This window comes from Comamonas sp., from assembly GCF_009360615.1.
Taxonomy (GTDB): Bacteria; Pseudomonadota; Gammaproteobacteria; order Burkholderiales; family Burkholderiaceae_C; genus Comamonas.
In genome coordinates, this window is the sequence record NZ_SPEY01000018.1 from 65682 (window position 1) to 90377 (window position 24696).

At 62.9% G+C, this 24696-nt stretch carries 22 protein-coding genes; 11 read left to right on the forward strand and 11 right to left on the reverse strand.

Translation table 11 applies throughout. The features are described 5' to 3' along the window. Positions 1–2: 2 nt before the first annotated feature. On the forward strand, positions 3–1355 hold the full coding sequence (locus tag E2583_RS05015; RefSeq protein ID WP_291593680.1) for an LLM class flavin-dependent oxidoreductase: 1353 nt from the start codon (positions 3–5) through the stop codon (positions 1353–1355). 33 nt (positions 1356–1388) lie between these two features. Here E2583_RS05015 and E2583_RS05020 read toward each other — a convergent pair whose 3' ends face one another. Next, on the reverse strand, positions 1389–2528 hold the full coding sequence (locus E2583_RS05020) for an anhydro-N-acetylmuramic acid kinase (protein WP_291593769.1): 1140 nt from the start codon (positions 2526–2528) through the stop codon (positions 1389–1391). Positions 2529–2672: 144 nt separating this feature from the next. After that, positions 2673–4031 carry a M23 family metallopeptidase gene (locus E2583_RS05025; protein WP_291593682.1) on the reverse strand — a complete coding sequence of 453 codons (1359 nt, stop codon included), beginning with the start codon at positions 4029–4031 and terminating at the stop codon, positions 2673–2675. A 191-nt stretch (positions 4032–4222) separates the two neighbouring features. Between E2583_RS05025 and tyrS the strand changes: the two genes are divergently transcribed. After that, positions 4223–5455, forward strand: a complete 1233-nt coding sequence (gene tyrS / locus E2583_RS05030; protein ID WP_291593684.1) for a tyrosine--tRNA ligase — start codon at positions 4223–4225, stop codon at positions 5453–5455. 198 nt (positions 5456–5653) lie between these two features. Here tyrS and E2583_RS05035 read toward each other — a convergent pair whose 3' ends face one another. Beyond that, on the reverse strand, positions 5654–6634 hold the full coding sequence (locus E2583_RS05035; protein WP_291593686.1) for a LysR substrate-binding domain-containing protein: 981 nt from the start codon (positions 6632–6634) through the stop codon (positions 5654–5656). Positions 6635–6739: 105 nt separating this feature from the next. On the opposite strand from E2583_RS05035, the gene glmU reads away from it, so the two are divergent. Both glmU and E2583_RS05045 read left to right on the forward strand, forming a co-directional pair. Continuing rightward, a complete protein-coding gene (gene glmU, locus E2583_RS05040; protein WP_291593688.1) occupies positions 6740–8170 on the forward strand; it encodes a bifunctional UDP-N-acetylglucosamine diphosphorylase/glucosamine-1-phosphate N-acetyltransferase GlmU in 1431 nt (476 codons plus the stop codon). Continuing rightward, complete coding sequence (locus tag E2583_RS05045) at positions 8170–8967, forward strand: HAMP domain-containing sensor histidine kinase (RefSeq protein WP_325801182.1); 798 nt, start codon at positions 8170–8172, stop codon at positions 8965–8967. The genes glmU and E2583_RS05045 overlap by 1 nt, the downstream gene beginning before the upstream one ends. Before the next feature lie 4 nt (positions 8968–8971). Here the strand turns inward: E2583_RS05045 and E2583_RS05050 are convergent, their stop codons facing one another. Beyond that, a complete protein-coding gene (locus tag E2583_RS05050; protein WP_291593692.1) occupies positions 8972–10105 on the reverse strand; it encodes a diguanylate cyclase AdrA in 1134 nt (377 codons plus the stop codon). Positions 10106–10232: 127 nt separating this feature from the next. Next, positions 10233–10733, reverse strand: coding sequence for an Lrp/AsnC family transcriptional regulator (locus E2583_RS05055; protein ID WP_291593694.1), 501 nt, complete (start codon positions 10731–10733; stop codon positions 10233–10235). 136 nt (positions 10734–10869) lie between these two features. Between E2583_RS05055 and glmS the strand changes: the two genes are divergently transcribed. Further along, positions 10870–12786, forward strand: coding sequence for a glutamine--fructose-6-phosphate transaminase (isomerizing) (glmS, locus tag E2583_RS05060; protein WP_291593695.1), 1917 nt, complete (start codon positions 10870–10872; stop codon positions 12784–12786). A gap of 271 nt (positions 12787–13057) precedes the next feature. Here the strand turns inward: glmS and E2583_RS05065 are convergent, their stop codons facing one another. Further along, a complete protein-coding gene (locus E2583_RS05065) occupies positions 13058–13612 on the reverse strand; it encodes a cupin domain-containing protein (protein ID WP_291593697.1) in 555 nt (184 codons plus the stop codon). Positions 13613–13633: 21 nt separating this feature from the next. Then, on the reverse strand, positions 13634–14596 hold the full coding sequence (locus E2583_RS05070) for a tripartite tricarboxylate transporter substrate binding protein (protein WP_291593699.1): 963 nt from the start codon (positions 14594–14596) through the stop codon (positions 13634–13636). Positions 14597–14637: 41 nt separating this feature from the next. On the opposite strand from E2583_RS05070, the gene E2583_RS05075 reads away from it, so the two are divergent. Continuing rightward, positions 14638–15447 (forward strand): TetR/AcrR family transcriptional regulator, encoded by an 810-nt coding sequence (locus tag E2583_RS05075; RefSeq protein WP_291593701.1) that lies wholly within the window; start codon positions 14638–14640, stop codon positions 15445–15447. 483 nt (positions 15448–15930) lie between these two features. On the opposite strand, the gene E2583_RS05080 is transcribed toward E2583_RS05075, so the two are convergent. From E2583_RS05080 to E2583_RS05095, 4 genes are all read right to left on the reverse strand, one after another. Next, on the reverse strand, positions 15931–17226 hold the full coding sequence (locus E2583_RS05080; RefSeq protein ID WP_291593703.1) for a TRAP transporter large permease subunit: 1296 nt from the start codon (positions 17224–17226) through the stop codon (positions 15931–15933). Further along, on the reverse strand, positions 17219–17725 hold the full coding sequence (locus E2583_RS05085) for a TRAP transporter small permease (RefSeq protein WP_291593705.1): 507 nt from the start codon (positions 17723–17725) through the stop codon (positions 17219–17221). Before E2583_RS05085 ends, E2583_RS05080 begins: the two co-directional genes overlap by 8 nt. An 80-nt stretch (positions 17726–17805) precedes the next feature. Beyond that, positions 17806–18789, reverse strand: coding sequence for a TRAP transporter substrate-binding protein (locus E2583_RS05090; RefSeq protein WP_291593707.1), 984 nt, complete (start codon positions 18787–18789; stop codon positions 17806–17808). Positions 18790–18960: 171 nt separating this feature from the next. After that, positions 18961–19638 carry a GntR family transcriptional regulator gene (locus tag E2583_RS05095; RefSeq protein WP_291593709.1) on the reverse strand — a complete coding sequence of 226 codons (678 nt, stop codon included), beginning with the start codon at positions 19636–19638 and terminating at the stop codon, positions 18961–18963. 282 nt (positions 19639–19920) lie between these two features. Here E2583_RS05095 and E2583_RS05100 point away from each other — a divergent pair, with 282 nt between their 5' ends. Genes E2583_RS05100 through E2583_RS05120 form a run of 5 tightly spaced genes read left to right on the forward strand, consistent with a single transcriptional unit; the run spans position 19921 to position 24696 of the window. Then, the gene (locus E2583_RS05100; RefSeq protein ID WP_291593711.1) at positions 19921–20640 is read left to right on the forward strand and encodes a DUF969 domain-containing protein; all 720 of its coding nucleotides are present in this window, start codon (positions 19921–19923) and stop codon (positions 20638–20640) included. Then, the gene (locus tag E2583_RS05105; RefSeq protein WP_003058938.1) at positions 20637–21590 is read left to right on the forward strand and encodes a DUF979 domain-containing protein; all 954 of its coding nucleotides are present in this window, start codon (positions 20637–20639) and stop codon (positions 21588–21590) included. The genes E2583_RS05100 and E2583_RS05105 overlap by 4 nt, the downstream gene beginning before the upstream one ends. Before the next feature lie 12 nt (positions 21591–21602). Beyond that, positions 21603–22265: a pyroglutamyl-peptidase I gene (gene pcp, locus E2583_RS05110; RefSeq protein WP_291593713.1), complete on the forward strand. Its 663-nt coding sequence runs from the start codon at positions 21603–21605 to the stop codon at positions 22263–22265. 20 nt (positions 22266–22285) lie between these two features. Next, positions 22286–23053: a 5-oxoprolinase subunit PxpA gene (locus tag E2583_RS05115; protein ID WP_291593715.1), complete on the forward strand. Its 768-nt coding sequence runs from the start codon at positions 22286–22288 to the stop codon at positions 23051–23053. A gap of 5 nt (positions 23054–23058) precedes the next feature. Then, positions 23059–24696 carry an urea amidolyase family protein gene (locus E2583_RS05120; protein ID WP_291593771.1) on the forward strand — a complete coding sequence of 546 codons (1638 nt, stop codon included), beginning with the start codon at positions 23059–23061 and terminating at the stop codon, positions 24694–24696.

Here is a 24696-nt window from a genome sequence, read left to right on the forward strand (position 1 = left end):
CCATGACCCCACAACTACACCTGAACCTGTTTCTGATGACACGAGGCCACCATGAAGGTGCCTGGCGTCACCCCGGAGCCCACCCCAAGGCCCTGACCGACCTGCAGCTGTATGTGGATGCGGCGCGCATTGCCGAGGCCGCCAGATTCGATGCCGTCTTTCTCGCCGACGGGCTGGTAGGGCCCGACAGCGGTCAGATGGCCTCCTCGGGCCAGCTGGAGCCCTTGCTGCTGCTGGCGGCGCTGGCGCAGCATACCGAGCGTATCGGGCTGATCGGAACGGCTTCCACCACCTACAGCCTGCCCTATACGCTGGCGCGGCAGTTCGCCACGTTGGACCACCTGTCCAAGGGTCGGGCGGGCTGGAATATCGTGACTTCCTGGCTGCCCCGGGCCGGCGAAAACTATGGGCTGCAGCAGAACGTCGAGCATGCCGAGCGCTACCGCATCGCCGAGGAGTTCGTGGCCGCCGTGGATGCGCTGTGGCGCAGCTTTCCGGGTGGAGCCGTGGTGGACGATGCTGCATCGGGCCAGTACCTGGACATCGGGCAGGTACGTCCCGTCAACTATGCGGGCACGCATATCCGCACGCGCGGGCCTTTGAACGTGCCGGGCAGCCCCCAGGGGCGTCCGGTGCTGGTGCAGGCCGGGCAGTCCGACACCGGCCGGGCCTTTGCCGCGCGATGGGCCGAGGCCATATTCACGGCGCATGGCAGCAAGGAGTCGGCGCAAGGCTTTTATGCCGATATCAAGGGACAGGCGAAGGTGCTGGGGCGCCGGGCCGAGGATATCGTGATCCTTCCGGGCATCAGCGCCGCGATCGGATCGACGGAGTACGAAGCCCGCCAGGTGTGGGAGGAGCTCGACGGCCTGACCAGCATCGAAGTGGGTCTGGGACGCCTGTCGGCCCGCTTTGGCGGACATGATTTCAGCAGCCTGCCGCTGGACCGCCGCCTGACGCGTGACGACTTTCCCGACCCCGCGCTGGTGGAGGCTTCGAAGAGCCGTGCCATCGGCTATGTGGAGACCGCGCTGCGCGACGGGCTCACGCTGCGACAGCTGCTCAAGCGGCTGGCAGGCGCGCGCGGGCATCTGGCGATGGCCGGCACGCCCGAGCAGGTGGCCGACACGATCGAAGACTGGTTCCGCAGCGGCGCTGCCGATGGCTTCAATGTGATGCCACCGGTGATCACCCAGCAGCTGGAGCTGTTTGCCAGCGAGGTCGTGCCCATTTTGCGCAAGCGAGGGCTGTTCCGCAGCGACTACCAGAGCAGCACGCTGCGCGGTCATTTCGGCCTGCCCGACCTGCCGGCCTTGCAGCACAGGCTGCCGGAGGATGCCGCCGTAGCGGTCTGAGCCTGCGGGCGGGCGGCGTTCGCGCAGCCAGGCTCAGGCGGGGTAGATCGCACCCAGAACGCGCGGGCCGCTGGCCCCCGTCACACTGGCCCGGTTGCCGGGCAGGCCCAGCAGGCATTGGCGTGCCAGCCAGGCAAAGGCGGCAGCTTCCACTTCCAGCGGTGGCAGTCCGCGCTCTGCGGTGGATGCTACCGTCACGCCCGGCAGCAAGGCCGCAAGGCGTTGCATCAGGTGGGTGTTCAGCGCGCCGCCGCCGCAGACCAGCAGCTCGCGGCCATTCCTGCCAAAGCGCTGCACGGCATGGGCGCAGCTGGCGGCCGTGAACTCGGTCAGGGTGGCCTGCACATCGACGGCGGCAGCCTGCGCCGCATGGTCCTGCAGATGCGGCTCCAGCCAGCCGGGGTGAAACAGATCACGTCCCGTGCTCTTGGGCGGCTCCTGGGCCAGATAGGGATCGCCCAGCATGGCGGCCAGCAGCTCGGGCAATACCCTGCCGCTGGCGGCCCACTGGCCGCTTTCGTCATAACTCTTGCCCGTGTGCTTCAGGCACCAGCCGTCCATCAGCGCATTGCCGGTGCCGGTATCGAAGCCGAGTACCGAGCCGTCCTCCCCGAGCACGCTGAGATTGGCAATGCCGCCGATATTGAGCACCAGGGCGGTTTCTCCGGGCTGGCCGAATACGCTTTGGTGAAAGGCCGGCACCAGCGGTGCACCCTGGCCACCCGCCGCCACATCACGGCTGCGCAGGTCCGCGACGACGGTGATGCCGGTCAACTCCGCCAGCAGGGAAGGGCTGTTGAGCTGCAGCGTATAGCCCGTGCCATCGAACATCCGTGGGCGGTGGCGCACGGTCTGCCCGTGAGCGCCTATGGCGGCGATCTGCCCGGCCCGGGCGCCGGCCGCGGTCAGCAGTTGCTGCACCACCTGCGCATAGTGGCGCACCAGGGCATTGGCAGCCAGGGCGGCTCGATGCAATTCATCCCGCCCGCCTGCGGTATTGAGGTCCAGCAACTCGGCACGCAGTGCCGCGTCGAAGCTGCAGCTGGCGTGGTGCAGCACCTGCGCGCGGCGGCTGAAGTCCACGAGAACGCCATCGACGCCGTCGAGCGAGGTGCCGGACATCAGTCCGATGTAGAGCGGGCTCTGGGCGGCTTGTGCAATGGCATTGGGCATGGCAGATCGGACGGTGGGCATGTAGGGTCTTGCGATCTTAGCGGTAGCGCCCGGCACCTGCCTGATGCGCGCGGTGAACGATCGGCATGCGGACATGAAAAAGGGCTGCAATGTGCAGCCCCTGGTGTGCATGGAGACGCCGGATCAGCGAGCACTGGCCATGGCATACGATTGCGTGCCGGCGTTGAGTTCGATGCGCATCTGTGCGGCCTGCCGCTCGAAGGCAGGGCGGGCGGCCTTGGAGATGGGCTGGGCCGTATCGGTGATCTGGGCAATCGTCAGCGGGTCGCGCTGCTCGCCTTTCTCGCGGAACTCGAAGTGCAGATGAGGGCCGGTGGCCCAGCCCGTGGATCCCACGGCGCCGATGATGTCGCCCTGGTCCACGCGTTGACCGCGCTTGACGTCGATGCGGCTCAGGTGGGCGTAGACGGTGGTGTGCTGGTTGGCGTGGTCGACAAAGATCACATTGCCGTAGCCGTTCTGCACGCCGGCAAAGGACACGACGCCGTCGCCCACGGTGCGCACCTTGGTGCCGGTGGGGGCCGCGAAGTCGGTGCCCAGGTGCGCGCGCCAGGTTTTCTGGATGGGGTGCACGCGCATGGAGAAGCCGCTGCTGATGCGCGAGAACTCCACGGGATAGTTCAGATAGGCCTGGCGCAGGCTCTTGCCGTCCAGCGTGTAGTAGGCGCCTTTCTTGCCGGCTTCCTGGAACCACATGGCCTGGTGCGACTTGCCGTTGTTGTGGAACTCGGTGCTCAGCACGCGGCCGGCACGCAGGGGCTCGCCATCGGCTTCCAGCGACTCATAGACCACGGCAAAGCGGTCGCCCTTGCGCAGGCCGCGGCGGAAGTCCAGTTCGCCCTGGAATATGTCGGCCATCTGCATGGAGACGCTGTCGGGGATGTCGGAGGCATCCGTGGCGGCAAAGAAGGAAGAGCGGATGACGCCACCGGCCAGACGCGGGCTGGCCGTGAGCTTGCCGGTCTCGATCTTGGATTGCAGCTTGCCGTCCACACGCTCCACCGTCAGGCGCTGGAAGCTGCCGTCGTCGCCGGGCGCCCAGCGCACAGTCAGCTGGCTCAGCTGCTGGTCTGGCGTGGTTTCGGCGGACACCAGGCGTCCTGCGCGACCCAGCACGTTCTGGCGCACGTCATCGTTGCTGCGCAGGAAGGCTGCGGCCTGCGGGTCTGCAATGCCGAGGCGCTGCAGCAGCGACTCGGCCGTGTCGTTGGCACGGGTGTATTCGGAGCGGTACAGGGAGAAGGACTGCAGATCCGTCAGATCGGCCAGATCCTGGCCGGCGGCCAGGGAGGTGACGGGTTCGGTCAGCGTGCGTACGGGAAGGTCGGCGGGGTCGGGGCCGAGGCTGGCCACTGCGAAGGCACCGCTGCCACCGGTCAGCAACACAGTCGCCAGCGCGGCCGTGGCGCGCCGGGGGTGTTTTTGCAGAGCCGATGTCAGCCGTGCGAGCAGCGCACCGCCGGCATTTTTCAAGCCAGTCATCAAAACATCAAATCCTTGGGAAAGCGTGTCGGGGGAGTTGGTATCTGTTACGACTGACACGTCTCCAGCAGCTCTACCGTGCCATAAGTCCATCCAAAGAGGTCTTTATGAGGGAGCAGTCTAGAATTGACCGTAACACCAAACCTCCGAGTATATCGGCCGCGTCCTACCTCGCCTGCCGAAAAACCCTTATGAATCAATCTGCTGTTACAAGTTTTCCCGTGACCGACAGAGTGAACCAGGCGCTGGAAGTCACTCTGCGTGGAGTCGATGAGCTGCTGCCCAAGGACGAGTGGGTTCAGAAACTGGCCAGGTCCGAAGCCACCGGTGTGCCCTTGCGCATCAAGCTGGGTCTGGACCCGACAGCTCCCGACATCCATCTGGGCCATACCGTGGTGCTCAACAAGATGCGCCAGCTGCAGGATCTGGGCCATCAGGTGATTTTTCTGATCGGCGACTTCACCACGCTGATCGGCGATCCCTCGGGTCGCAACTCCACGCGTCCGCCGTTGACGGCCGAGCAGATCAAGGCCAACGCCGAGACGTATTACACCCAGGCCGCCAAGGTGCTGGACCCGACCAGGACCGAGGTGCGCTACAACAGCGAGTGGTGCGACCAGCTGGGCGCGAGGGGCATGATCCAGCTGTCGGCCAAGTACACGGTGGCGCGCATGATGGAGCGCAACGATTTCCATACGCGATTCACCGACGGCAGCTCCATCAGCCTGCACGAGTTCCTCTATCCGCTGCTGCAGGGCTATGACTCGGTGGCGCTCAGATCCGACCTGGAGCTGGGCGGAACCGATCAGAAGTTCAATCTGATGATGGGCAGGCATCTGCAGGCCGAGTATGCTCAGGAGCAGCAGTGTGTGCTCACAATGCCGCTTCTGGTAGGCCTGGATGGCGTGCACAAGATGTCCAAGTCCAAGAACAACTACATCGGCATCACCGAGGACGCCAACACCATGTTCGCCAAGGTGCTGTCGATTTCGGACGAACTGATGTGGGACTGGTACACCCTGCTGTCCTTCAAGAGCCTGGCCGATATCGCCGCGCTCAAGGCCGAGATCGAGGCCGGCGGCAACCCCAAGCATGCCAAGGTGGCCCTGGCCAAGGAAATCACCGCACGCTTCCACAGCGCAGCGGCGGCCGAGGCGGCCGAGCAGGATTTCATCAACCGCTCCAAGGGCGGCATCCCCGATGACATCCCTGAAATCAACCTGCCCGGTGCTCCGCTGGGTATTGGTGCGCTGGTCAAGCAGGCCAATCTGGCTGCATCGACCGGCGAAGCCAACCGCCTGATCGATGGCGGCGGCGTGCGCATCGACGGCAACGTCATCAGCGACCGCGCACTGAAGCTGGATGCCGGCACCTTTGTGCTGCAGGTGGGCAAGCGCAAGTTTGCGCGTGTCACGCTGAGCTGAGCGCCCTGGGGCGCTTCGCCCCGTTCGCATCTTTGCGCTTGACGCCACAGGACAAGGCCTTTGCCGCGGTGGCGCGGCCTCAAGAGGTGACAGTAGAGGTGACAGTAAAAATGAGAGCTGCTTACGCTTGATACATCTACGTTTCAATTCATTTTGTATTTGAAATCTATGCAGGTCATGCGTAAGTAGCTCTCTTTTTTATTGGGTCGGCTCGCTCGCGCCCCGCATGGCGTCGCGTGTCTGGCGGGCTTGCTCCATCAGCCACTGACAGAAAGCCTGTACCTCGGGTCGCTCGCTGCTGCGCGGGCCTTGCAGCAGCCAGTACGACAGAGGCGAGGCCAGGCGATGCGCGGGCAATACCTCGATCAGGGTGCCGGCCGCCAGGGCATCGGCCACCAGCGGCAGGCGCGCGATGGCCAGACCCTGGCCCGCCAGCGCGGCCTGCACGATCTGGTGGGCGTAGTTGAAGTACAGCCAGCGCGGCGGCTGCAGCTGGTCGCAGCCGTTGGCGGCAAACCAGCGCTGCCAGCTCAGCCACTCCAGCTGGGGCATGCGGTGCACGTCGCCGGTTTCAATCAATGTGTAGCGGGCCGCATCGGCGGGGCTGTGCACGGCGGGGCCGCTCCTGAGCAGGGCTGGGCTTGCGACCAGCACCAGTTCTTCGCCAAACAGGGCCTTTGCCGCGGCATCGGAGACGCCGGCGCTGTAGCGTATGGCCAGGTCCACGTCGGTGGTTTCCAGATCCACCACGGCGTCTCCCGTGTCGATGCGAATGTCGATATCGGGATGGGCGCGCTGGAACGCCTCCAGGCGCGGAATCAGCCACATGGCGGCAAAGCTCGCCCATGTGGTGATGGCGACGCTCTTGCGGCCCACGGTCTGGCGGATCTGTCGCACGGTGGCATCGACCGACTCCAGTGCGGGCTGTACGGCATGCAGCAACTGGGCACCGGCTCCCGTGAGCTCCACGGCACGCGAATGGCGCAGGAACAGCGGGATGCCCACCTCGTCTTCCAGAGACTGGATCTGGCGGCTGACGGCAGACTGGGTCAGCGACAGCTCGTCCGCCGCAGCGCGAAAGTTCAGGTGCCTGGCCACGGCCACGAAGGCGCGCAGATGGCCGGCGCCGATGGCACGGGTACGAAGCAGCGGAGTGGGGCTTGTGGTGGCATGAGGCATGACAGGGCAAGCATAAGGTGTTTGTGGCAGGCTGTTGCCTGCGCTTGCAGTTGCTGACGCTGGCGATGGGCTGATAATCAGGCCGTTTTCATCCCACGAATCAATATGACTGCACCTCTGGACATCGTCGTCATGGCCGCCGGCAAAGGCACCCGCATGAAAAGCCGCCATCCCAAGGTGCTGCAAAGGCTGGCCGGTCGTGCCCTGTTGCAGCATGTGCTCGATACGGCAGCACAGCTCAATGCGCGCTCGGCCGTGGTGGTGACGGGCCATGGTGCTGCGGAAGTGGAAGCTGCCATCACCACCGCCAATGGCGCGGATGGCTCCATGGATCTGAAGTTCGTACGCCAGGAGCCCCAGCTGGGAACCGGCCATGCCGTGCAGCAGGCTGTGCCTGCGCTCAAGGACGATGGTCTGGTCGTGGTGCTGTCGGGCGATGTGCCGCTGACCCGGGCCGATACGCTGCAAGGTCTGCTCGATGCAGCCGGCAGCGACAAGATGGCGCTGCTGACCGTGAGCATGGCCGATCCCGCGGGCTATGGCCGCATCGTGCGCAACGATGCCGGCACGGTGCAGCGCATCGTCGAGCAAAAGGACGCCAGCGAAGCCGAGCGTGCCATCACCGAGATCTACAGCGGCATCATGGCCGTGCCCGCCAGGCATCTGACGGCATGGCTGGCCAGGCTCGACAACAACAACGCCCAGGGCGAGTACTACCTGACCGATATCGTCGCCATGGCCGTGGCCGACGGCGTGCCCGTGGTGGGTCACCGCATCGCCGATGCGCTGCAGGTGGCGGGTGTCAACAGCCCGCTGCAGCTGGCGGAGCTGGAGAGGGCGCACCAGTTGCGCCAGGCGCGTCAGCTGATGGAGCAGGGCGTGCGCATGGCCGACCCGGCGCGCTTCGACCTGCGCGACGATGCCCGTGGCACCAAGGCCAGCCTGAGCTGCGGCCAGGATGTGGAAATCGACGTGAACTGCATCTTTGCCGGCAAGGTGACGATCGGTGCCGGCGCCAGGATCGGTGCCAACTGCCATCTCAGCAATGTCAGCATTGCCGAGGATGCCGTGATCCATCCTTTCACGCACATCGATGGCGAGAAAGCCGGTGTGGAGGTGGGCCAGGGGGCACTGATCGGGCCGTTTGCTCGTCTGCGCCCCGGAGCGAGGCTGGGCCGCGAAGTGCACATCGGCAACTTCGTGGAAGTGAAGAACTCCACCCTGGCCGACGGTGCCAAGGCCAATCATCTGGCCTATCTGGGCGACGCCACGGTGGGCGAGCGCGTGAACTACGGCGCAGGCAGCATCACGGCCAACTATGACGGCGTGAACAAGCACCGCACCGTGATCGAGGCCGATGTGCATATCGGCAGCAATTGCGTGCTGGTGGCTCCCGTGACCATTGCCGCCGGCGGCACGGTGGGCGGCGGCTCCACCGTGACCAAGAATACCGAGGCAGGCGCCTTGACGGTCGGACGCGGCAAGCAGGTCAGCATCAGCAACTGGAAGCGCCCCGAGAAGCTGCCCAAAGCCTGATGGAGCCCATGCAGCACGTTGTTGACAGCACGGCACCTCGGACGCTGGAGGAGGCGCTGGCGCTGCTGGCGGTGCGCGAGGCCGATCTGGCGGCCTTGCGTGCAGCCCAGCAGGAATGGGTGCATGCGGTTTCTCATGACCTGCGGGCCCCGCTGCGCCATCTGCTGGCTTTCAACCCGCTGATCGCCGAATTGCTGCAGTCCCCCTGCCCTGGCGTCGAGGATCTGGAAGAGGCGCGCAGCTTTTTGCAGACCATGGACCAGTCCGCCCAGCGCATGGCAGCCATGTTTGAAGGCTTGCTGCTGCTGGCGCGCGCCCAGCGCCATGTGTTGCAGCCGCAGCCCGTGGACTTGCCGGCCTTGCTGGGCCGTCTGAGCCAGCGTCTGCAGGAGGGCGTCCAAGGCCGTTGCATTGAGTGGAGCCTGCCCGCAGTGGCTCCCGTGCTCCAGGCCGATCCGCATCTGCTGGAGCAGGCCTTGGACGCAGCACTGTCCAATGCCGTCAAGTTCACGCGAGCCGTGCCGCAGGCACGCATTCAGATCGATGTGCAGCGCGACGGACAAGGTGGCTGCTTCATCACGGTGACGGACAACGGCGCCGGCTTCGAGCAGGCGCGGGCAGGCAAGCTGTTTGGTGTGTTTCAGCGCATGCACCGCGAATCCGAGTTCGAGGGCCTCGGCATCGGCCTGGCCCTGGTGCGCGATGTCTGTCGTCGCCATGGCGGCGATGTGGAAATTCAGGCGCAGCTCAATGCGGGATGCCAGTTGCAGATGCACTGGCCCAGCCGTGCGGTCTGAGCCATCAGGCCGAGCTGCGGTCCAGGCTTTGCGGCTCGGCACCCGCCGCACTGATCCGTGTCGATTCCGGCCGCATGGGCATGGTCGAGGGGCTGTGCTGCCTCTCGGGTTGCTGGGTGGCACCCATCACCTGGTCGCGCCCGCCGCTCTTGGCGCTGTAGAGCGCGCTGTCGGCCGCCTTGATCCATTCCGTCACCGAGCCGAAACTGTCATCGGCGGCGGCGACGCCGATGCTTGCGCTGATCTGCAGCTGCGGATAATCGCGAACGCGTATCTGGGCAATTTTCTCGCAAATGCGCATGGCCACGGAATATGCCTCCCTGGCCGTGGTGTGCTTGCAAAGCACGGTGAATTCATCGCCGCCATACCGCCCCGCAATATCGTTGCTGCGAAGGCTGCTTCTAATGGCCAGCCCGATCAGCTTCAAAACATCGTCGCCCACAATATGACCGTACAAATCGTTCACGCTTTTGAAACGGTCAATGTCAATCACCAGCAGGCAGGTCTGCTCCTTGACGCTGCGGTGCTGGTGCAAGGCGGCACGGGCCTTTTTCCACCAGTAATCGCGGCTGTATACCGTGGTCAGCGGATCAATACGCCCCAAGAGCTTGAGTTGCAGATTCTGCCGGGCCAGCGTCTTGAGCATGCGGCTGTTGGACCAGCTGGCATAGGCGCTGTGCAGCACGATCAGCGGCAGCAGACTCAGCTGAACCGCCAGCGGGGCATCCCACTGCGGGCTGGGCGCAATGACCAGGCTCATGGAAAGCATGCCGCACAGCAGCGCGACCAGGGACGGCAGCCAGCGTCGCTTCAGGCCGGTATAGAAGCGGTCGGCCACGCCGATGGCCAGAATGCAGATGCTGGGCAGCAGACTCCAGTGCATCAGAGCGATCCAGCAACCCACGATCAGCGCATCGATCAGTGAGTTGAAATACTCCGTCTGGAACTGATCCTGTTGCCGGCTCGAATGCAGAAACGCAATATGTGGCCATGCCAGCGCACTGACCGCCGTGAATGCCCACCAGGCGAGATTGGTCGGGAGATAAGACAGGCTTGCAGCCACCACCGCTCCGCCCAGTGCCATATAAGAGGCGCGCAGAGGATAAGTGCGTCGGTGAATATCTCGATGCAAGGGCATCTGGTGGATTTGGCTTAAGTCAAGATCGCGAGAATAATCGAATTAATACAATTTGTATCAAATATTAAGGCGCCTGCGCGGCATCTACACCACACATTGCGGTTCAAGAATAAAGGCGTGCAAGTCTCTAATGGGCAGGGGCTGGCAAAGGCAGTTCGGTGCTGAATTTGGCGCGTTTGAGACTGAAGAAGGCTTTGACATTGCGCACATTGGCGTCCTGCGTGAACAGCTTCTGGCTCAAGGCCAGATAGGCTGGCATGTCGGCACTGGCAATGACAAGCACGAAGTCGGGTCCGGGAGACACGCGCCAGCATTGCTGCACACCGGGCTCGGCAACGGCTTTGTGCTCGAATTGCAGCAGCGAGGTGCTGTCCTGACGGTCCAGGGAGACTTCCACAATGGCCTGCAGGCCATGGCCGGTGAAGCGCGCAATGTGTTCGCTGCTGAGGATGGCGACCTGTTTTTCGATCAGGCCCAGCTCCTGCAACCGCTTGACCCGGCGCAGGCAGGTGGCGGCAGACAGCTCCAGCAGCCGGGCCAGGGCCTGGTTGCTCAGGCTGGCGTCCCGCTGCAGTTGCTGCAAGAGCAGCAGGTCGATGCGGTCCAAACTGATGGAATTTTCATTCATTTATATGTATTTTATTGAATAAAAAATCAGAATGCATTTTTGATGAAATTTTTAATCAATTATCAATCAATGTTGAATGAAAATTTTTTCTCCTAACAGATAGCATGCTTGCTCAATCAACCTAAGGTGTACCTCTATGTGTGGCATTGTTGCTGCGGTGTCTCATCGCAATATCGTTCCGGTTCTGGTCCAGGGTCTGCAGCGACTGGAGTACCGCGGTTATGACTCCTGCGGTGTGGCAGTGCAGGCGGCCGATGCCAACGGCCTGAGCCTGGGCCTGCAGCGTGCGCGTTCCACAGACCGGGTGGCCGAGCTGATGGAGCAGGTCAAGACCGAACATGTCGAAGGCTTCACCGGCATCGCCCATACCCGCTGGGCCACCCACGGCGAGCCTGCGGTGCGCAATGCCCATCCCCATTTCAGCCATGGCCCTGGCATCTCCCCCGTGGCCGATGCCGATGCGCCGGCACGCGTGGCCCTGGTGCACAACGGCATCATCGAGAACTACGAAGCCTTGCGTACCGAGTTGCAGGCCAAGGGCTATGTCTTCGCCAGCCAGACCGACACCGAGGTCATCGCGCACCTGGTGGACAGCCTCTACAGCGGTGATCTTTTCGAGGCCGTGCAGGCCGCGACGGCCCGTCTGCATGGTGCCTATGCGATTGGCGTGATGCACAGGGACGAGCCCCAGCGCGTGGTCGGTGCGCGCGCCGGCTCGCCGCTGATCCTGGGCGTGGGCAAGGACGGCGGCGAGCATTTCCTGGCCAGCGACGCCATGGCGCTGGCGGGCGTCACCGATCAGATCGTGTATCTGGAAGAGGGCGACCTGATCGACCTGCAGCCCGGACGCTACTGGGTCGTCAGCAGGAGCGGCGAGCGCCTGACCGAGCAGCAGCGTCCGGTCAGAACCGTGATGGCGCACAGCGGTGCCGCAGAACTGGGCCCATATCGCCACTACATGCAGAAGGAAATCTTCGAGCAGCCGCGCGCGCTGGGCGATACGCTGGAGGGCTTGAAGAACATTGCCCCCGAGCTGTTTGACGGCGTCACCTCGGAGGGCAAGAGCGGTGCTGCGGCCTGGCGCGTTTTCAAGGAGATCGACCGGATCCTGATCCTGGCGTGCGGCACCAGCTATTACAGCGGCTGCACGGCCAAGTACTGGATCGAGGCGATTGCCGGCATTCCCTGCAATGTGGAAGTCGCCAGCGAGTACCGCTACCGCACCAGCGTGCCCGATCCCAAGACCCTGATCGTGACCATCAGCCAGTCGGGCGAGACGGCCGACACGCTGGCGGCCCTGCGTCATGCCCAGAGCCTGGGCATGACGCACAGCCTGACCATCTGCAATGTGGCCACCAGCGCCATGGTGCGCGAGTGCGAGCTGGCCTATATCACCCGGGCCGGTGTGGAGATCGGCGTGGCATCGACCAAGGCCTTCACCACGCAGCTGGCCGGTCTGTTCCTGCTGACGCTGGCGTTGGCCCAGTCCAAGGGACGCCTGACGGAAGAGAAGGAGCAGCAGTATCTGACCGCCATGCGCCATCTTCCCGTGGCCCTGCAATCCGTGCTGGCGCTGGAGCCGCAGATCATCAGCTGGGCCGAAGACTTTGCGAAGAAGGAAAACGCACTGTTCCTGGGTCGCGGCATTCACTACCCCATCGCTCTGGAAGGCGCGCTCAAGCTCAAGGAAATCAGCTATATCCACGCCGAGGCCTATCCTGCCGGCGAGCTCAAGCATGGCCCGCTGGCGCTGGTGGACAGCCAGATGCCTGTGGTCACCGTGGCACCCAACGACGAACTGCTGGAAAAGCTCAAGAGCAATATGCAGGAAGTGCGTGCCCGTGGCGGCGTTCTTTATGTGCTGGCCGATGCCAAGACCAATATCGAAAGCAGCGAAGGCATGCATGTGATCCGCATGCCCGAGAACTATGGCGCCCTGAGCCCCATCCTGCACGTGGTGCCGCTGCAGCTGCTGGCCTATCACACGGCGGTGGCGCGCGGCACGGATGTGGACAAGCCCCGCAACCTGGCCAAGTCGGTCACGGTGGAATAAGCAGACGGTCTTTGCCACGGAAAAGCTTTCCTGGCTGAAGTCGCAGTCTCAGGCGACCCGGGAAAGTTTTTTTCGATGAAATCCTGGTGGAGCTGATGTCGGCAGCATCCTCAATGCGATAAAAAGCGCTCGTTGGAGCGCTTTTTCTATGGGGCGTCGGATGCGCTCGGCAGATGATGCTTCGGCCATCGGGCCGATTCAGGAATGCATGGTGTTCTTCAACAAGTCTCAGGCATCGGCATCCGCATGTTCGTGTGCTGCCGACCGGCTCTCAATCTGCGTCGATGCCTGCAACCAGCACAAAGGCAATACGAGCAGGTTTACCGGAGCGGTTGGCCCAGGCATGGTTGGTTCCACGCTGAATCAGAACATCGCCCGCTCGCAGCACGGTCTCTTCTTTATCCATGATGGCAATCAGCTCTCCTTCCAGCATGAGCGCGTAGTCCACGGAGTCCGTGCGATGCATGCCAGGATGTTCGCCGGGCTGAACATTTCGATGGGCATCGCCATACATGCGTGAAAACGTCGCATTCAAAGCAGTCTGAAGTTCCTGAGGGTCGGCGGGCTCGGCAGGAATATCCAGAATGCGCAGCACGGTACCAAGTGGCGGGGGCGCAACGCCCTGGTGCAGATGAATGGTGTCGGGTGAGCCAATGTGTGCAGGGGCCGCATCAGTTCGCCATAGATTGGTGATGCGATATCCGGGACGTTCTGGCACGAAGCGGATTGCGGGCGATGGGCCATCTTCGGCCAGATAGGAACGTCCTTGCTCATCATTGGCAGTGACGACGCGGCGAATGGGCGCTAGGGTTGTGGAGTTGTTCATGGGCTGGCTGTGATGGATGGATTAGTTTTTGCTGGCATTGCGCTTGGCTGTCTCGCCCTGCTTGCGAAACTCGGTGGTAATGCGCTTTTCCCATTGCTGACGGCTTTGGTAGTGCACGACCTGATCACCGCTTTGGGCAATGCGTTTGACCGATTCAGACTTGGTGGCTTTGGCACAGGCATCGTCTAGCCTTGCCAGTGCGGTCTCAGGAACCCCACGGGGAACAAAGAGGCCTGCAAAAGAGTCTTCCTGCACCTTCATGCCCAGTTCCTTGAAGGTGGGAGTGTCGGGAAACGCGGGATGACGATGTTCCGAAGTAACGGCCAACAGCCGCAACTTGCCGGCACGAACCTGAGGTGCAGCAGAGGCTGCAATGCTGCTGACAAAGTCCAGGCGCCCTGCCAGCAATTCCTGGATCGAACCCGCATCACCCTTGTATGGGATGTGATTGAGTTGTAGCTTCTGGTCTCGCTCGAGCTGATCTATGGCTAGAAAAGGGGCCGAGTTGGGGCCGGGAGAGCCGTAGTTCAGTGATTTCTGTTTGGCGGCGGCAATCAACTCCGCGATCGTTTTGTAGGGGCTGTCGGCACGCACGCTTACTCCCAGAATGTTCTCGGTCACCCCGCACAGCGGTTGCACGGCATCAGGACTTAGCTTGAGTCCCTTGACGTAATGCGGTTGGATGGTGATGGGCGTCATGGGGGTAAAAGCCATGGTCAAGCCGTCGGCGGGAGATTGGGCCAGCACATTCATTCCAATGACGCCGGAGCCTCCCTCACGCGAAATCACGATGATGCTTTGACCCAGCTGCTTGTGCATTTCCTCCACCAGAGTCCTCGCCATTACATCGGTCGAGCTTCCTGCGGCCCAGGGATTGATGATGGTCAGTGGCCTATGGGGAAAATTCTCCTGAGCCTGGAGCGAGCCGACTCCCAGGCAAGTGAGCCCCATAACGAGGGAGGGTATGTGGCGCCAGATTTTCATTGTTTGTCTCCTTGTATTTTTGAATTCAGTCAGTCGACTGAATGAATATTGATGCAGAAATGAAGACTACGCAAGAGGACGATCACGTGACCCCACTATCATTCGCAGTCATGAGAAAAACTGCCTCCGATGTTCCAGTCCTATTGGGGAGAAGGGCTGCCCTGCGCCAAGCCGAACAGGCGGAAGTCACTTCTTCGGGAGTTGACGTGCCACGTGCCCAAGCAAGGCAGCGCATGCTGTGCGCGGCTGAAAAATTGTTTGCGCAGCATGGTTACGCAGGGACATCGCTAAGAGCGGTGATGGCTGAAGCAGACGTGGACACGGGGGCGATTCACTATCATTTCAAGAACAAGCTGGGCTTGCTCAAGGCTCTTTTCGAAGAGCGCGTGCAACTGGTCAATGCGCAGAGAGAAGCCTTGCTGGCACAACTTGAACAGCGTCATGCGAACGATCCACCGAGCATTGAAGAAGTGCTTCGGGCGTTTATTGCTCCTGCATTGCGCACTGCTTACGGCTCGGAAGAGTCCTCGTTCAACCGGGTGGCTGCCTTGTGCTCGGTGGATCCTCTGAAAGAGGTCCGAGAGGTCGTATTCAAGGCGTATGACAAAACTGCTCTGAGGTTTGCCTTGCTGCTGCGCAGCGTGACACCTCATTTGAGTGAGACGGAGTTTCAGTGGCGCCTGGAGTGCATGTATGGTGCGATGATGTATATCCGCTCAGACAATGGGCGTGTCAGCCATATGCTCAATGACAGGCATCGCAGTGACCCGGTGGAAAAGGTAATTGAGCAGTTGATTGCTTTCACAGCGGCAGGGTTCGCGGGATCGCAGATGGCGCATCGACAAGGTTGAGCGAGAGCTCAAGGCATTGACGGCATGCGATGGAATGGATTGGAAAAGGAATGGACGCCGCATGAATCCTGGGTCTGTGCTTGCGGCACCCATTCGCCGAAATAGAAAAGCGCTCCATGGGAGCGCTTTTCTATTTCTGGCATCGCGGGCGGGTGGCTGGCTTCAGCGCTGGCTAGACTCCTGCTGCCTTGAAGACCCGACGCAGAACCTGCATGGGGAGAAATTTGACGCGGCGGCGTTTGAGTTCGTGGCGATAGAGGCGCTCCCTCTCAATGAAGTTGATTTTTTCTTTCATTGCGATGTGTCTGGATGGCTAACCCCGACAATCTAACAGCGTGGCGGGCATTTTTCGTAACACCCTGTCAGAGGGGTCCGGCGTCATCGTCCTTGCACCGAAACCGGAATTGCCCGGCATGCAGGCAGCCGTGCTGGCCTGCCTGTGAAGAGTGCCCAGTGCGGGGCGTTCTTGCAGAGCGATTTTTCTTACATATTATTGGGCAGCACGGTCACGATCTGAGGGAAGAACCACAGTATCACGAGTGCCAGCACCATGAGCAGGAAGTACGGTGCGCAGACGCGGGCTAGATAGGTGATCTGCTTTCCCGTCATGCCCTGCAGCACGAACAGGTTGAAGCCCACGGGCGGTGTGATCTGTGCGGTCTCCACCGTGATCACGAGGAAGATGCCGAACCACAGGGGGTCGATGCCAGCGGCCTGGATGATGGGCAGGACCACGCCGGAGGTCAGCACAATGGTGGAGATGCCGTCGAGAAAGCAGCCGATGAGAATGTAGAACAGGCCCAGCACCGCAATCAGCATGGCGGGCGAGAGGTGGAGGCTGCCCACGTATTCGGCCAATTGGCGTGGCAGACCGATATAGCCCATGGACAAGGTCATGAAGGCAGCGCCGGCGAGGATCAGCGCAATCATGCAGTAAAGCCGGGTGGCTCCGAACAGCGAGTCCTTGAAGTTCTTCCAGCTCAGCGCACCCTGCAGGGCCGACAGGATCAGTGAGCCCAGCACGCCTATGCCTGCCGCTTCGGTCGCCGTGGCAATGCCGCTGTAGATACTGGCAATCACGCCCGAGATCAGCAGCACGACGGGAATCAGGTGGCGTGACTCGTAGACTTTTTGCCTGAAGCTCAAGGCGCTGTCGGCCTTGGGTACCTGGTCCGGGTGCATCAGGGCCCAGACCATGATCCAGCCGCTGAACATCAGGGCCAGCATGATGCCCGGCAGCACGCCCGCCATGAAGAGCTTGGAGATCGACAGCTCGGCCGACACGCCGTAGACGATCAAGATGATGGATGGCGGAATCAGCAGGCCCAGCGTGGCGGGGCCGCCCAGCGAGCCGATCACCATGTTCTCCGGATAGCCGCGTTTGCGCAGTTCGGGCACATTCATCTTGCCCACGGTGGCGCAGGTGGCGGCCGAGGAGCCGGACACTGCGGCAAAAATCGTGCAACCGATGACGTTGGTGTGCAGCAGGCGGCCCGGCAGCGCATTGACCCAGGGAGCGAGACCGCGAAACATGCTTTCGGACAGATTGGTGCGGTAGAGAATCTCGCCCATCCAGACAAACAGCGGCAAGGCCGTCAAGGTCCAGCTGCTGGCAGAGCCCCAGATGGTCATGGCCATGGCATCGCCCGCTGCACGGGCCGTGAAGAACTCCATGCCGAACCATGCGACGCCTGCCAGAGTCAGCCCGACCCAGACTCCGCCGCCCAGCAGGACCAGCAGCACCCCGATCAGTGCAATGCTAGCGGTGATTTCATTCATGAGGAGTTCCTTCCTTTTCCACGGCCTTGCGTCTGCCCAGCAGCTCCAGCACCAGCTCGTCACAGAACGCGATGAAGAAAACCACGGTACCCAGGGCCATGAAGATCTGCGGAATCCACAAGGGGGTGGCGTCGATGCCCACGGAGATGTCTTCGATCTCCCAGGACTGCCAGACCAGGCGCGTGGAATAGAACGCCAGAAAGGCCGAAAGAAGGGTGGCGACGCCCAGGGCGGTCAATTCCAGTGCCTTGTAGGCCTGGCCCTTGAGCGCTCCCAGCAGCAGGGTGACGCGGATATGTTCACCTTTCTTCAAGGTGCTGGCCAGCGCCATGAAGCCGGCGCCTGCCATGGCATAGCCCGCGTAGGCATCGGTGCCCGGGGCGCTGAAGCCGAAAAGCCGGCTGGTGATGGTCAGCAGCACCATCGCCAGCACGCCGATCATGGCGATGCCGGCAAGCCAGGCACTGCCGTCATAGAGGCCGTTGAGTAACTTGCGCATACGTGTCTTCCTGAGCGGATGAGGTCATCGACCGCGCGGCCCCGAATGCCAGGGCCGGGCGAACCGATGCCATCTGCGCCTTACTTGCCAGCCTTGTAGCCGTCGAGAATGGCCTGGCCGTCAGCGCCGGCCTTGTCCGTCCATTCCTTGATCACGGTCGCACCGATCTTGCCCAGGTCTGCCTTGAGCTGGGCGGAGGGCTGCTCGACCTGCATGCCGCCTTGCTTGAGGGCGGCAATCGAGCGCGCATCCACGTCCCTGGACTCTTTCCAGCCGCGCTGCTCGGCGGCGGCTGCGGCCTTGAGCACGGCCTCCTGCGTGCTCTTGTCCAGTGCGCCAAAGGCCTTCTTGCTCACGGTCACGGCATTCTTGGGAATCCAGGCCTGCACGTTGTAGTAGTACTTCAGGCTTTCAAACAGCTTGTTGTCGGCGCCGGTCGCGCTGGAAGTGATCAGGCCGTCCACCACGCCGGTCGCCAGGGCCTGGGACAGCTCGGCTTCCTGCACGGTCACGGGCTGGGCGCCGATCAGCTCGCCGATACGGGCCGTGGTCGGGGAGTACACGCGCCACTTCATGCCCTTGAGATCAGCCGCGGAGCTGATGGGCTTCTTGGTGTAGATGCCCTGGGGAGGCCAGGCCACGGAATACAGCAGCACCTGCCCCTGCTTGTCCAGCAACTTCTGCAGCGCGGGTTTCTGTGCCTGGTAGAGCCGGTAGGCATCGTCATAGCTGTTCACCAGGAAGGGCAGACCGTCGACGCCGAAGATCTGCGACTCGTTCTGGAAGCTCACCAGAAAGAACTCGCCCATCTGCGCATTGCCGGTTTGCACGGCACGCTTGATTTCGGGCATCTTGAACAGCGATGCACCAAAGTGCGGCGTGATCCTGAGCTTGCCGCCGGTGGCGGCGTCCACATCCTTCACGAACAGTTCGTTGTTCTTGGAGTGAAAGTTTCCAGGCCCGTATGCGGTGGCGAAATCCCACCTGGCTTGTGCCATGGCTTGGCCGGCAATGCCGATGCCGGCGAGCAGGGTTGCGGTGGCGCAGAAAAGGCGACGCTTCATGAAAACTCCTCGGATAAGAGATGCGGACAAATGAACTCAGGCAAGAGTTGTGCCAAAAGTAGCATTTGTCTCAACAAGCATCCATGAGGGATTTCAACGAGTTTTCACAAAGCGTAGGGCGTTTTCTTTCTTGTCTCCATCGGGTAGGCTTGGATTGTTGAACAAGAAACTTCAGGGAGCCTTGATGCCCGCCTCTGCCAGACGCCGGGCATAGGCGGCCAGGATGATGCGCTCCGAGTGCACCAGATAGGCACTGAGTTCCTGCGCCGCCTCTGCGGGCCTGCCGGCTTCGAAGATCTGCAGGATCTTCAGGTTCATGGCCACATAGGGGGCATGCAGAAAATGCGGATCGCGCAACAGGCCGAAGGCCAGGCGCAGCTCCGCCAGCAGGTGCGAGAACATCTCGTTGAGACGCTCGCTGTCGGCCAGGGCCACGATGGCTTTGTGAAATGCCATATTGGCGGTGCCCACCTCGGACCAGTCTTCGGCCTCGCTGTGTCGCTGGCCGCTTTCCACGGCCTCGCGCATCCGCGTCAGCGCCGGGTGCATGGGATAGGCCTGTGCCAGCGCCTGACATTCGATCATGCGCCGCACGCGATAGATATCGATGATGGACGCCATGCTGGGCACGGCCACCGATACGCCCTTGTTGGGCTCGTGCACCAGCAGACCTTCCTTGGTCAGCATGCGGAACACCTCGCGCAAGGTGTTGCGCGAAATATCCAGCGCTTCGCTGAGTGCCGCTTCGGACAGTCGCTGGCCCGGGCTCAGCACGCCCTTGACCAGCTGGCTGCGGATTTCTTCGGCGATGCGTTCGGTCAGGTTCTGGACCTCTGCTGCGACTTTCATGGCGTTCCCTTTTGGCTGTCGCCAGAGTGTAGCCATCGTTCTGTTGACTCAGAGAAGTCCGACAGTTTGGTGATACCTAGGGTTTGCTCTATTACAAAGTCTATTTGTTCTGCAAACAATTTCATTTGTGGAATCAATCTAAATAGATTGTTCAACAATATGAGGAGACGAGGCAGAGCTGGCCCGCCTTCCTCCAAAGAGCTGGGCGGGTTGCCGAGAGCGTTCCCGTCTTTGGTAGAGCCCGCCGCGCAGCGGATCAGGGCGTGATTTCCGGAGGCTTCCATGCCTGTAGACGTAAACCTGTGGCCGCTGATCGGCGTGCTCATCATCATTGCCGGCTTCGCGCTGCGCTTTAACCCCATGCTGGTGGTCATCGTGACCGCCATCGGCACCGCCTTGGCGGCGGGCTTTCCGCTGGACAAGGTGCTTGCCGCCATCGGGACCGGCTTCATCAAGACCCGCAATCTGCCGCTCATCATCCTGCTGCCGCTGGCCGTGATCGGCCTGCTGGAGCGCCATGGCCTGCGTCAGCATGCGCAGAGCTGGATCAGCTCCATCAAGTCGGCCACTGCCGGCCGCCTGCTGATCGTCTACCTGGCAGCGCGTCAGCTCACGGCAGCCATCGGCCTGACCAGCCTTGGCGGTCATCCCCAGATGGTGCGTCCGCTGCTGGCCCCCATGGCCGAAGGCGCGACGGAAAACCGCTACGGCAAGCTGTCGGGCAAGGTGCGCGAGAAGCTGCGTGCCATGTCGGCTGCCACGGACAACGTGGGCCTGTTCTTCGGCGAGGACATCTTCGTGGCCTTCGGTGCCATCGTGCTGATGACCACCTTCCTGAAGGAGGCCGGCATCGAGGTCGAACCGATCCATGTCGCGCTGTGGGGCATTCCTACGGCCATCTCGGCCTTTGCCATCCATGCCTTCCGCCTGCATCGCCTGGACAGGCAGCTGGCGCGTGAAATTGCTGCGGAAAAGAAAGCTGCTCAGGGAGAGTCGGCATGACCATCACCATTCAATACCTGTACTACCTCGTCGGCCTGGTGCTGGCGGTGACGGCCGTGATGACGCTGCGCGACGGCAGCAACCCGCGCCGTTTCTCGGCGGGCCTGTTCTGGGCGCTGTATGCGCTGGTGTTCCTCGTTGGCGATCTGCTGCCGCCCGTATGGGTGGGGGCGGTGGCGGTCGTCATGGCCCTGATTGCCGGTTTCGGCGGCGTGATGGGCGGCAAGCATCAGCCGCGCACCGATGCACAGTACCTGGAAAGCGCCAGGCGCCTGGGCAACAAGCTGTTCGTGCCGGCGCTGGCCATCCCGCTGATCACCATGGTGGGCACGCTGTCGGCCAAGCATCTGGTCTTTGGCGGCACTCCTCTGATCGACCCCAAGAACAGCACCCTGGTCAGTCTGGGCATCGGCTGCGTGATCGCGCTGGTGCTGGCCTGCAAGATGACGCGCGAGACTCCCGTGCAGGGCCTGCGCGAGTCGCACCGCCTGATCGATGCACTGGGCTGGGCCCTGGTGCTGCCGCAGATGCTGGGCATGCTGGGTCTGGTGTTTTCGGATGCCGGTGTGGGCAAGGCCGTGGCCTATGTGACCACCACCTACATCAATATGGATGTGCGCTTTGTGGCCGTGGCCGTGTATGTGATCGGCATGGCGCTGTTCACCGTCATCATGGGCAATGGCTTTGCGGCCTTTCCGGTGATGACCGGCGGTGTGGGCGTGCCCGTGCTGGTTGGCGTCTACCATGGTGACCCGGCCGTGATGGCGGCAGTCGGCATGTTGTCGGGCTACTGCGGCACCTTGCTGACGCCCATGGCGGCCAACTTCAACCTGGTGCCCGCAGCACTGCTGGAAATTGACAAGAATGCCGTCATCCGTGCGCAGGTTCCCACGGCCATCACGCTGCTGATCGTCAATGTGTTCCTGCTCAACTTCCTGATGTTCCGATAAGAGAGAGTTGCCATGACTGAGGCTGCCCACCGAATCCTGCTGACCGGCTTTGAGCCCTTCGACAAAGATAGCGTCAACCCCTCGTGGGAAGTGGCGCGCGCGCTGGATGGCGAGCTGATTGCGGACGGTGTGGTGCATGCCGTGCAACTGCCCTGCGTGTTCGGTGCGGCCATGGCGGCGCTCGACGAGGCGCTGGCCAGGCTGCAGCCCACGCTGATCATCAGCCTGGGGCTGGCCGGGGGGCGCAGCGAAATCACGCCGGAGCGTGTGGCCATCAATATCGACGATGCCCGCATTCCGGACAACGCGGGCCATCAGCCCGTCGACCAGTCCGTGGTGCGCGACGCGCCCGCGGCCTATTTCTCGACCCTGCCCATCAAGGCCATGGTGCGCCATCTGCGCGATGCGGGCATTCCGGCTTCGGTATCGAACACGGCGGGCACTTTTGTCTGCAACCATGTGTTCTATGCCCTGATGCACAGGTTGTCTCGCCGTGCGGGCCCCGGCGTTCGCGGCGGCTTTATTCACATACCCGCGCTGCCGCAGCAGGCCGCGCGCCAGCCCGGCATGGCCAGCATGGCGCTGCAAACACAGATTCAGGGCATACGCACAGCCATTCACACCGCCATGACGGTGGAGAAGGATTTGCAGGAACACGCAGGTCAGCTGCATTGAGGCCGACCGGGAGAAGAATGATGAGAATGGATTTGAACAGCGATCTGGGCGAGAGCTTCGGCGCCTGGCGCATGGGCGACGATGCGGCCATGCTGGACATCGTCAGCAGCGCCAATGTGGCTTGCGGCTTTCACGCCGGGGATGCAGCGGGGATACTGGCCACGCTCAAGGCCGCCAAGGCACGCGGCGTGGTCGTCGGCGCGCACGTCGCCTATCGTGACCTGTCGGGTTTCGGGCGGCGCAACATGGATGTGGCCAGTGGCGATCTGGTGGCCGACGTGATCTACCAGATCGGCGCTCTGCAGGGCCTCGCGCAGGCGGCCGGCACCAGCGTCCAGTACGTCAAGCCACACGGCGCGCTCTACAACACCATTGCCCAGGACAAGCGTCAGGCCATGGATGTGATCAATGCCATCAAGGCCATCAATCCCAGGCTGGTGCTCATGGCTCTGGCAGGAGCGCCCCTGATTGCCTGGGCCCGCGATGCGGGCCTGCGCGTTGTGGCCGAGGCCTTTGCCGATCGCGGCTATACGCCCGAGGGGGCGCTGGTCTCGCGGCGCGAACCCGGTGCCGTGCTGCACGACGAGCGCCTGATCGCCCAGCGCATGCTGACCCTGGTGCGTGAAGGCGTGATCGAGGCCGTGGACGGCAGCCTGGTGCGTGTGGAGGCCGATTCCATCTGCGTGCATGGCGACAGCCCCGGTGCCGTGGCCATTGCACGCAACATCCGCCAGCGTTTCGAGCAGGAGGGCGTGCAGATCACCTCCTTTGTGGAAACCGCGCCATGAGCACCATGCGCTTTTTGCCCGTCAACCGCCAGGCCATTCTGGTGGAGTTGGCCGATCTGCAGCAGACGCTGGTGCTGCTGGGGGCCTTGCAGGCCAGCCCCATCGAGGGCGTGCAGGAGCTCGTGCCCGCCGCGCGCACGATTCTGGTCCAGTTCGCGCCCCATGTCATCGGCGCGGCGCAGCTGGTGCGGCGCATTGCGGCCTGCGACCTGAGCGGCAGCGTGCAGCGCTCGGACGTGCTGGTACAGATTCCCGTTCGCTATGAGGGCGAGGATCTGGCCGAAGTCGCACAGATACTGGGCATCACGACCGAAGAAGTGGTGCGCCGCCACACGGGCAGCGAATGGTCCGTGGCCTTTACCGGCTTCGCACCGGGCTTTGCCTACCTGAGCGGCGGCGACCCCGTCTTCAACGTGCCACGCCGTGCGACGCCGCGCACCAGGGTGCCGGCGGGAGCCGTGGCGCTGGCCGGCAGCTTCAGCGCAGTGTATCCCCAGGCCAGCCCCGGAGGATGGCAGATCATTGGCATCACCGATGCCGCCATGTGGGATCTGGCGCGCGATCTGCCGGCTTTGCTGCAGCCCGGCTACCGCGTGCAGTTTGTCGATATTGCTACTCAAGTAGAAGCAGCTGGCGCTCTATCCAATTCGATTTCAGATGGAAAAGTATCGGAGATCAAAAGCGATCAGGCGCAAGCAGCTACGAATTTCAATGAATGCGCCTTGCGCGTGCGCGCCACGGGTCTGCTCACGCTGTTCCAGGACCGGGGCCGTCACGGCCAGGCCGGACAGGGCGTGTCGGCTTCGGGGGCCATGGACCAGGCCGCTTTCAAGGCGGCCAACCGGCTGGTTGGCAATGCCAGCCATTTGCCGGTGCTGGAGACAGTAGGCGGCGGCCTGTCGCTGCAGAGCGTGGGCGAGAACGTGGTGGCCGTGACCGGCGCGGACGCTCCTCTTGGCATCACCACGGCCGACGGACGCCGCTGGTCGGTGCCCTGCCATGCCGCGATTGCGCTGGCCGACGGTGACACGCTGAGCCTTGGCCAGCCTCTGTCCGGTGCCCGCTGCTATGTGGCGGTACGCGGTGGCTACGATGTCGCTCCCGTGCTGGGCAGCGCTTCGACAGACACTCTGGCCCATGTCGGGCCGCCGGCCCTGCACAGCGGCCAGTTGCTGAGAGTACTGCCGACCCGCCATGCCGTGGTGGCCGAGCTGGCCCTGCCTGCGCAGGAGCTGCCGGCCCCGGACGCGGAGGTCGTGCTGGACGTGGAGCTGGGGCCGCGCACCGACTGGTTCACGCCCGAGGCCGTGGCCTTGCTGTCCGCCCAGCGCTGGCAGGTCACGCCCCAGTCCAATCGCGTGGGCCTGCGCCTGGCCGGCGAACAGGCGCTGACGCGCGCCGTGACCGGCGAGCTGCCCAGCGAAGGCACGCCGCTGGGGGCCATCCAGGTTCCCGCCAGCGGTCAGCCCGTGCTGTTTCTGGCCGACCATCCCCTGACCGGCGGCTATCCCGTGATCGGCTGCGTAGCCCCTCACCATCTGGATCTTGCGGGGCAGATTCCCGTCGGAGCCTGGATTCGTTTTAACCCTGTCCGCGCCTTTGCAGAGCTGGTGCCTGCAGCCGCCGATGGAGGAGTGATCTGA

Bases quoted from the DNA above. Each gene is read 5' to 3' on its own strand.
- E2583_RS05015 (WP_291593680.1), top strand. From the start codon at position 3: ATGACCCCACAACTACACCTGAACCTGTTTCTGATGACACGAGGCCAC.
- E2583_RS05020 (WP_291593769.1), bottom strand. From the start codon at position 2,528: ATGCCCAATGCCATTGCACAAGCCGCCCAGAGCCCGCTCTACATCGGA.
- E2583_RS05025 (WP_291593682.1), bottom strand. From the start codon at position 4,031: ATGACTGGCTTGAAAAATGCCGGCGGTGCGCTGCTCGCACGGCTGACA.
- tyrS (WP_291593684.1), top strand. From the start codon at position 4,223: ATGAATCAATCTGCTGTTACAAGTTTTCCCGTGACCGACAGAGTGAAC.
- E2583_RS05035 (WP_291593686.1), bottom strand. From the start codon at position 6,634: ATGCCTCATGCCACCACAAGCCCCACTCCGCTGCTTCGTACCCGTGCC.
- glmU (WP_291593688.1), top strand. From the start codon at position 6,740: ATGACTGCACCTCTGGACATCGTCGTCATGGCCGCCGGCAAAGGCACC.
- E2583_RS05045 (WP_325801182.1), top strand. From the start codon at position 8,170: ATGGAGCCCATGCAGCACGTTGTTGACAGCACGGCACCTCGGACGCTG.
- E2583_RS05050 (WP_291593692.1), bottom strand. From the start codon at position 10,105: ATGCCCTTGCATCGAGATATTCACCGACGCACTTATCCTCTGCGCGCC.
- E2583_RS05055 (WP_291593694.1), bottom strand. From the start codon at position 10,733: ATGAATGAAAATTCCATCAGTTTGGACCGCATCGACCTGCTGCTCTTG.
- glmS (WP_291593695.1), top strand. From the start codon at position 10,870: ATGTGTGGCATTGTTGCTGCGGTGTCTCATCGCAATATCGTTCCGGTT.
- E2583_RS05065 (WP_291593697.1), bottom strand. From the start codon at position 13,612: ATGAACAACTCCACAACCCTAGCGCCCATTCGCCGCGTCGTCACTGCC.
- E2583_RS05070 (WP_291593699.1), bottom strand. From the start codon at position 14,596: ATGAAAATCTGGCGCCACATACCCTCCCTCGTTATGGGGCTCACTTGC.
- E2583_RS05075 (WP_291593701.1), top strand. From the start codon at position 14,638: ATGAATATTGATGCAGAAATGAAGACTACGCAAGAGGACGATCACGTG.
- E2583_RS05080 (WP_291593703.1), bottom strand. From the start codon at position 17,226: ATGAATGAAATCACCGCTAGCATTGCACTGATCGGGGTGCTGCTGGTC.
- E2583_RS05085 (WP_291593705.1), bottom strand. From the start codon at position 17,725: ATGCGCAAGTTACTCAACGGCCTCTATGACGGCAGTGCCTGGCTTGCC.
- E2583_RS05090 (WP_291593707.1), bottom strand. From the start codon at position 18,789: ATGAAGCGTCGCCTTTTCTGCGCCACCGCAACCCTGCTCGCCGGCATC.
- E2583_RS05095 (WP_291593709.1), bottom strand. From the start codon at position 19,638: ATGAAAGTCGCAGCAGAGGTCCAGAACCTGACCGAACGCATCGCCGAA.
- E2583_RS05100 (WP_291593711.1), top strand. From the start codon at position 19,921: ATGCCTGTAGACGTAAACCTGTGGCCGCTGATCGGCGTGCTCATCATC.
- E2583_RS05105 (WP_003058938.1), top strand. From the start codon at position 20,637: ATGACCATCACCATTCAATACCTGTACTACCTCGTCGGCCTGGTGCTG.
- pcp (WP_291593713.1), top strand. From the start codon at position 21,603: ATGACTGAGGCTGCCCACCGAATCCTGCTGACCGGCTTTGAGCCCTTC.
- E2583_RS05115 (WP_291593715.1), top strand. From the start codon at position 22,286: ATGAGAATGGATTTGAACAGCGATCTGGGCGAGAGCTTCGGCGCCTGG.
- E2583_RS05120 (WP_291593771.1), top strand. From the start codon at position 23,059: ATGCGCTTTTTGCCCGTCAACCGCCAGGCCATTCTGGTGGAGTTGGCC.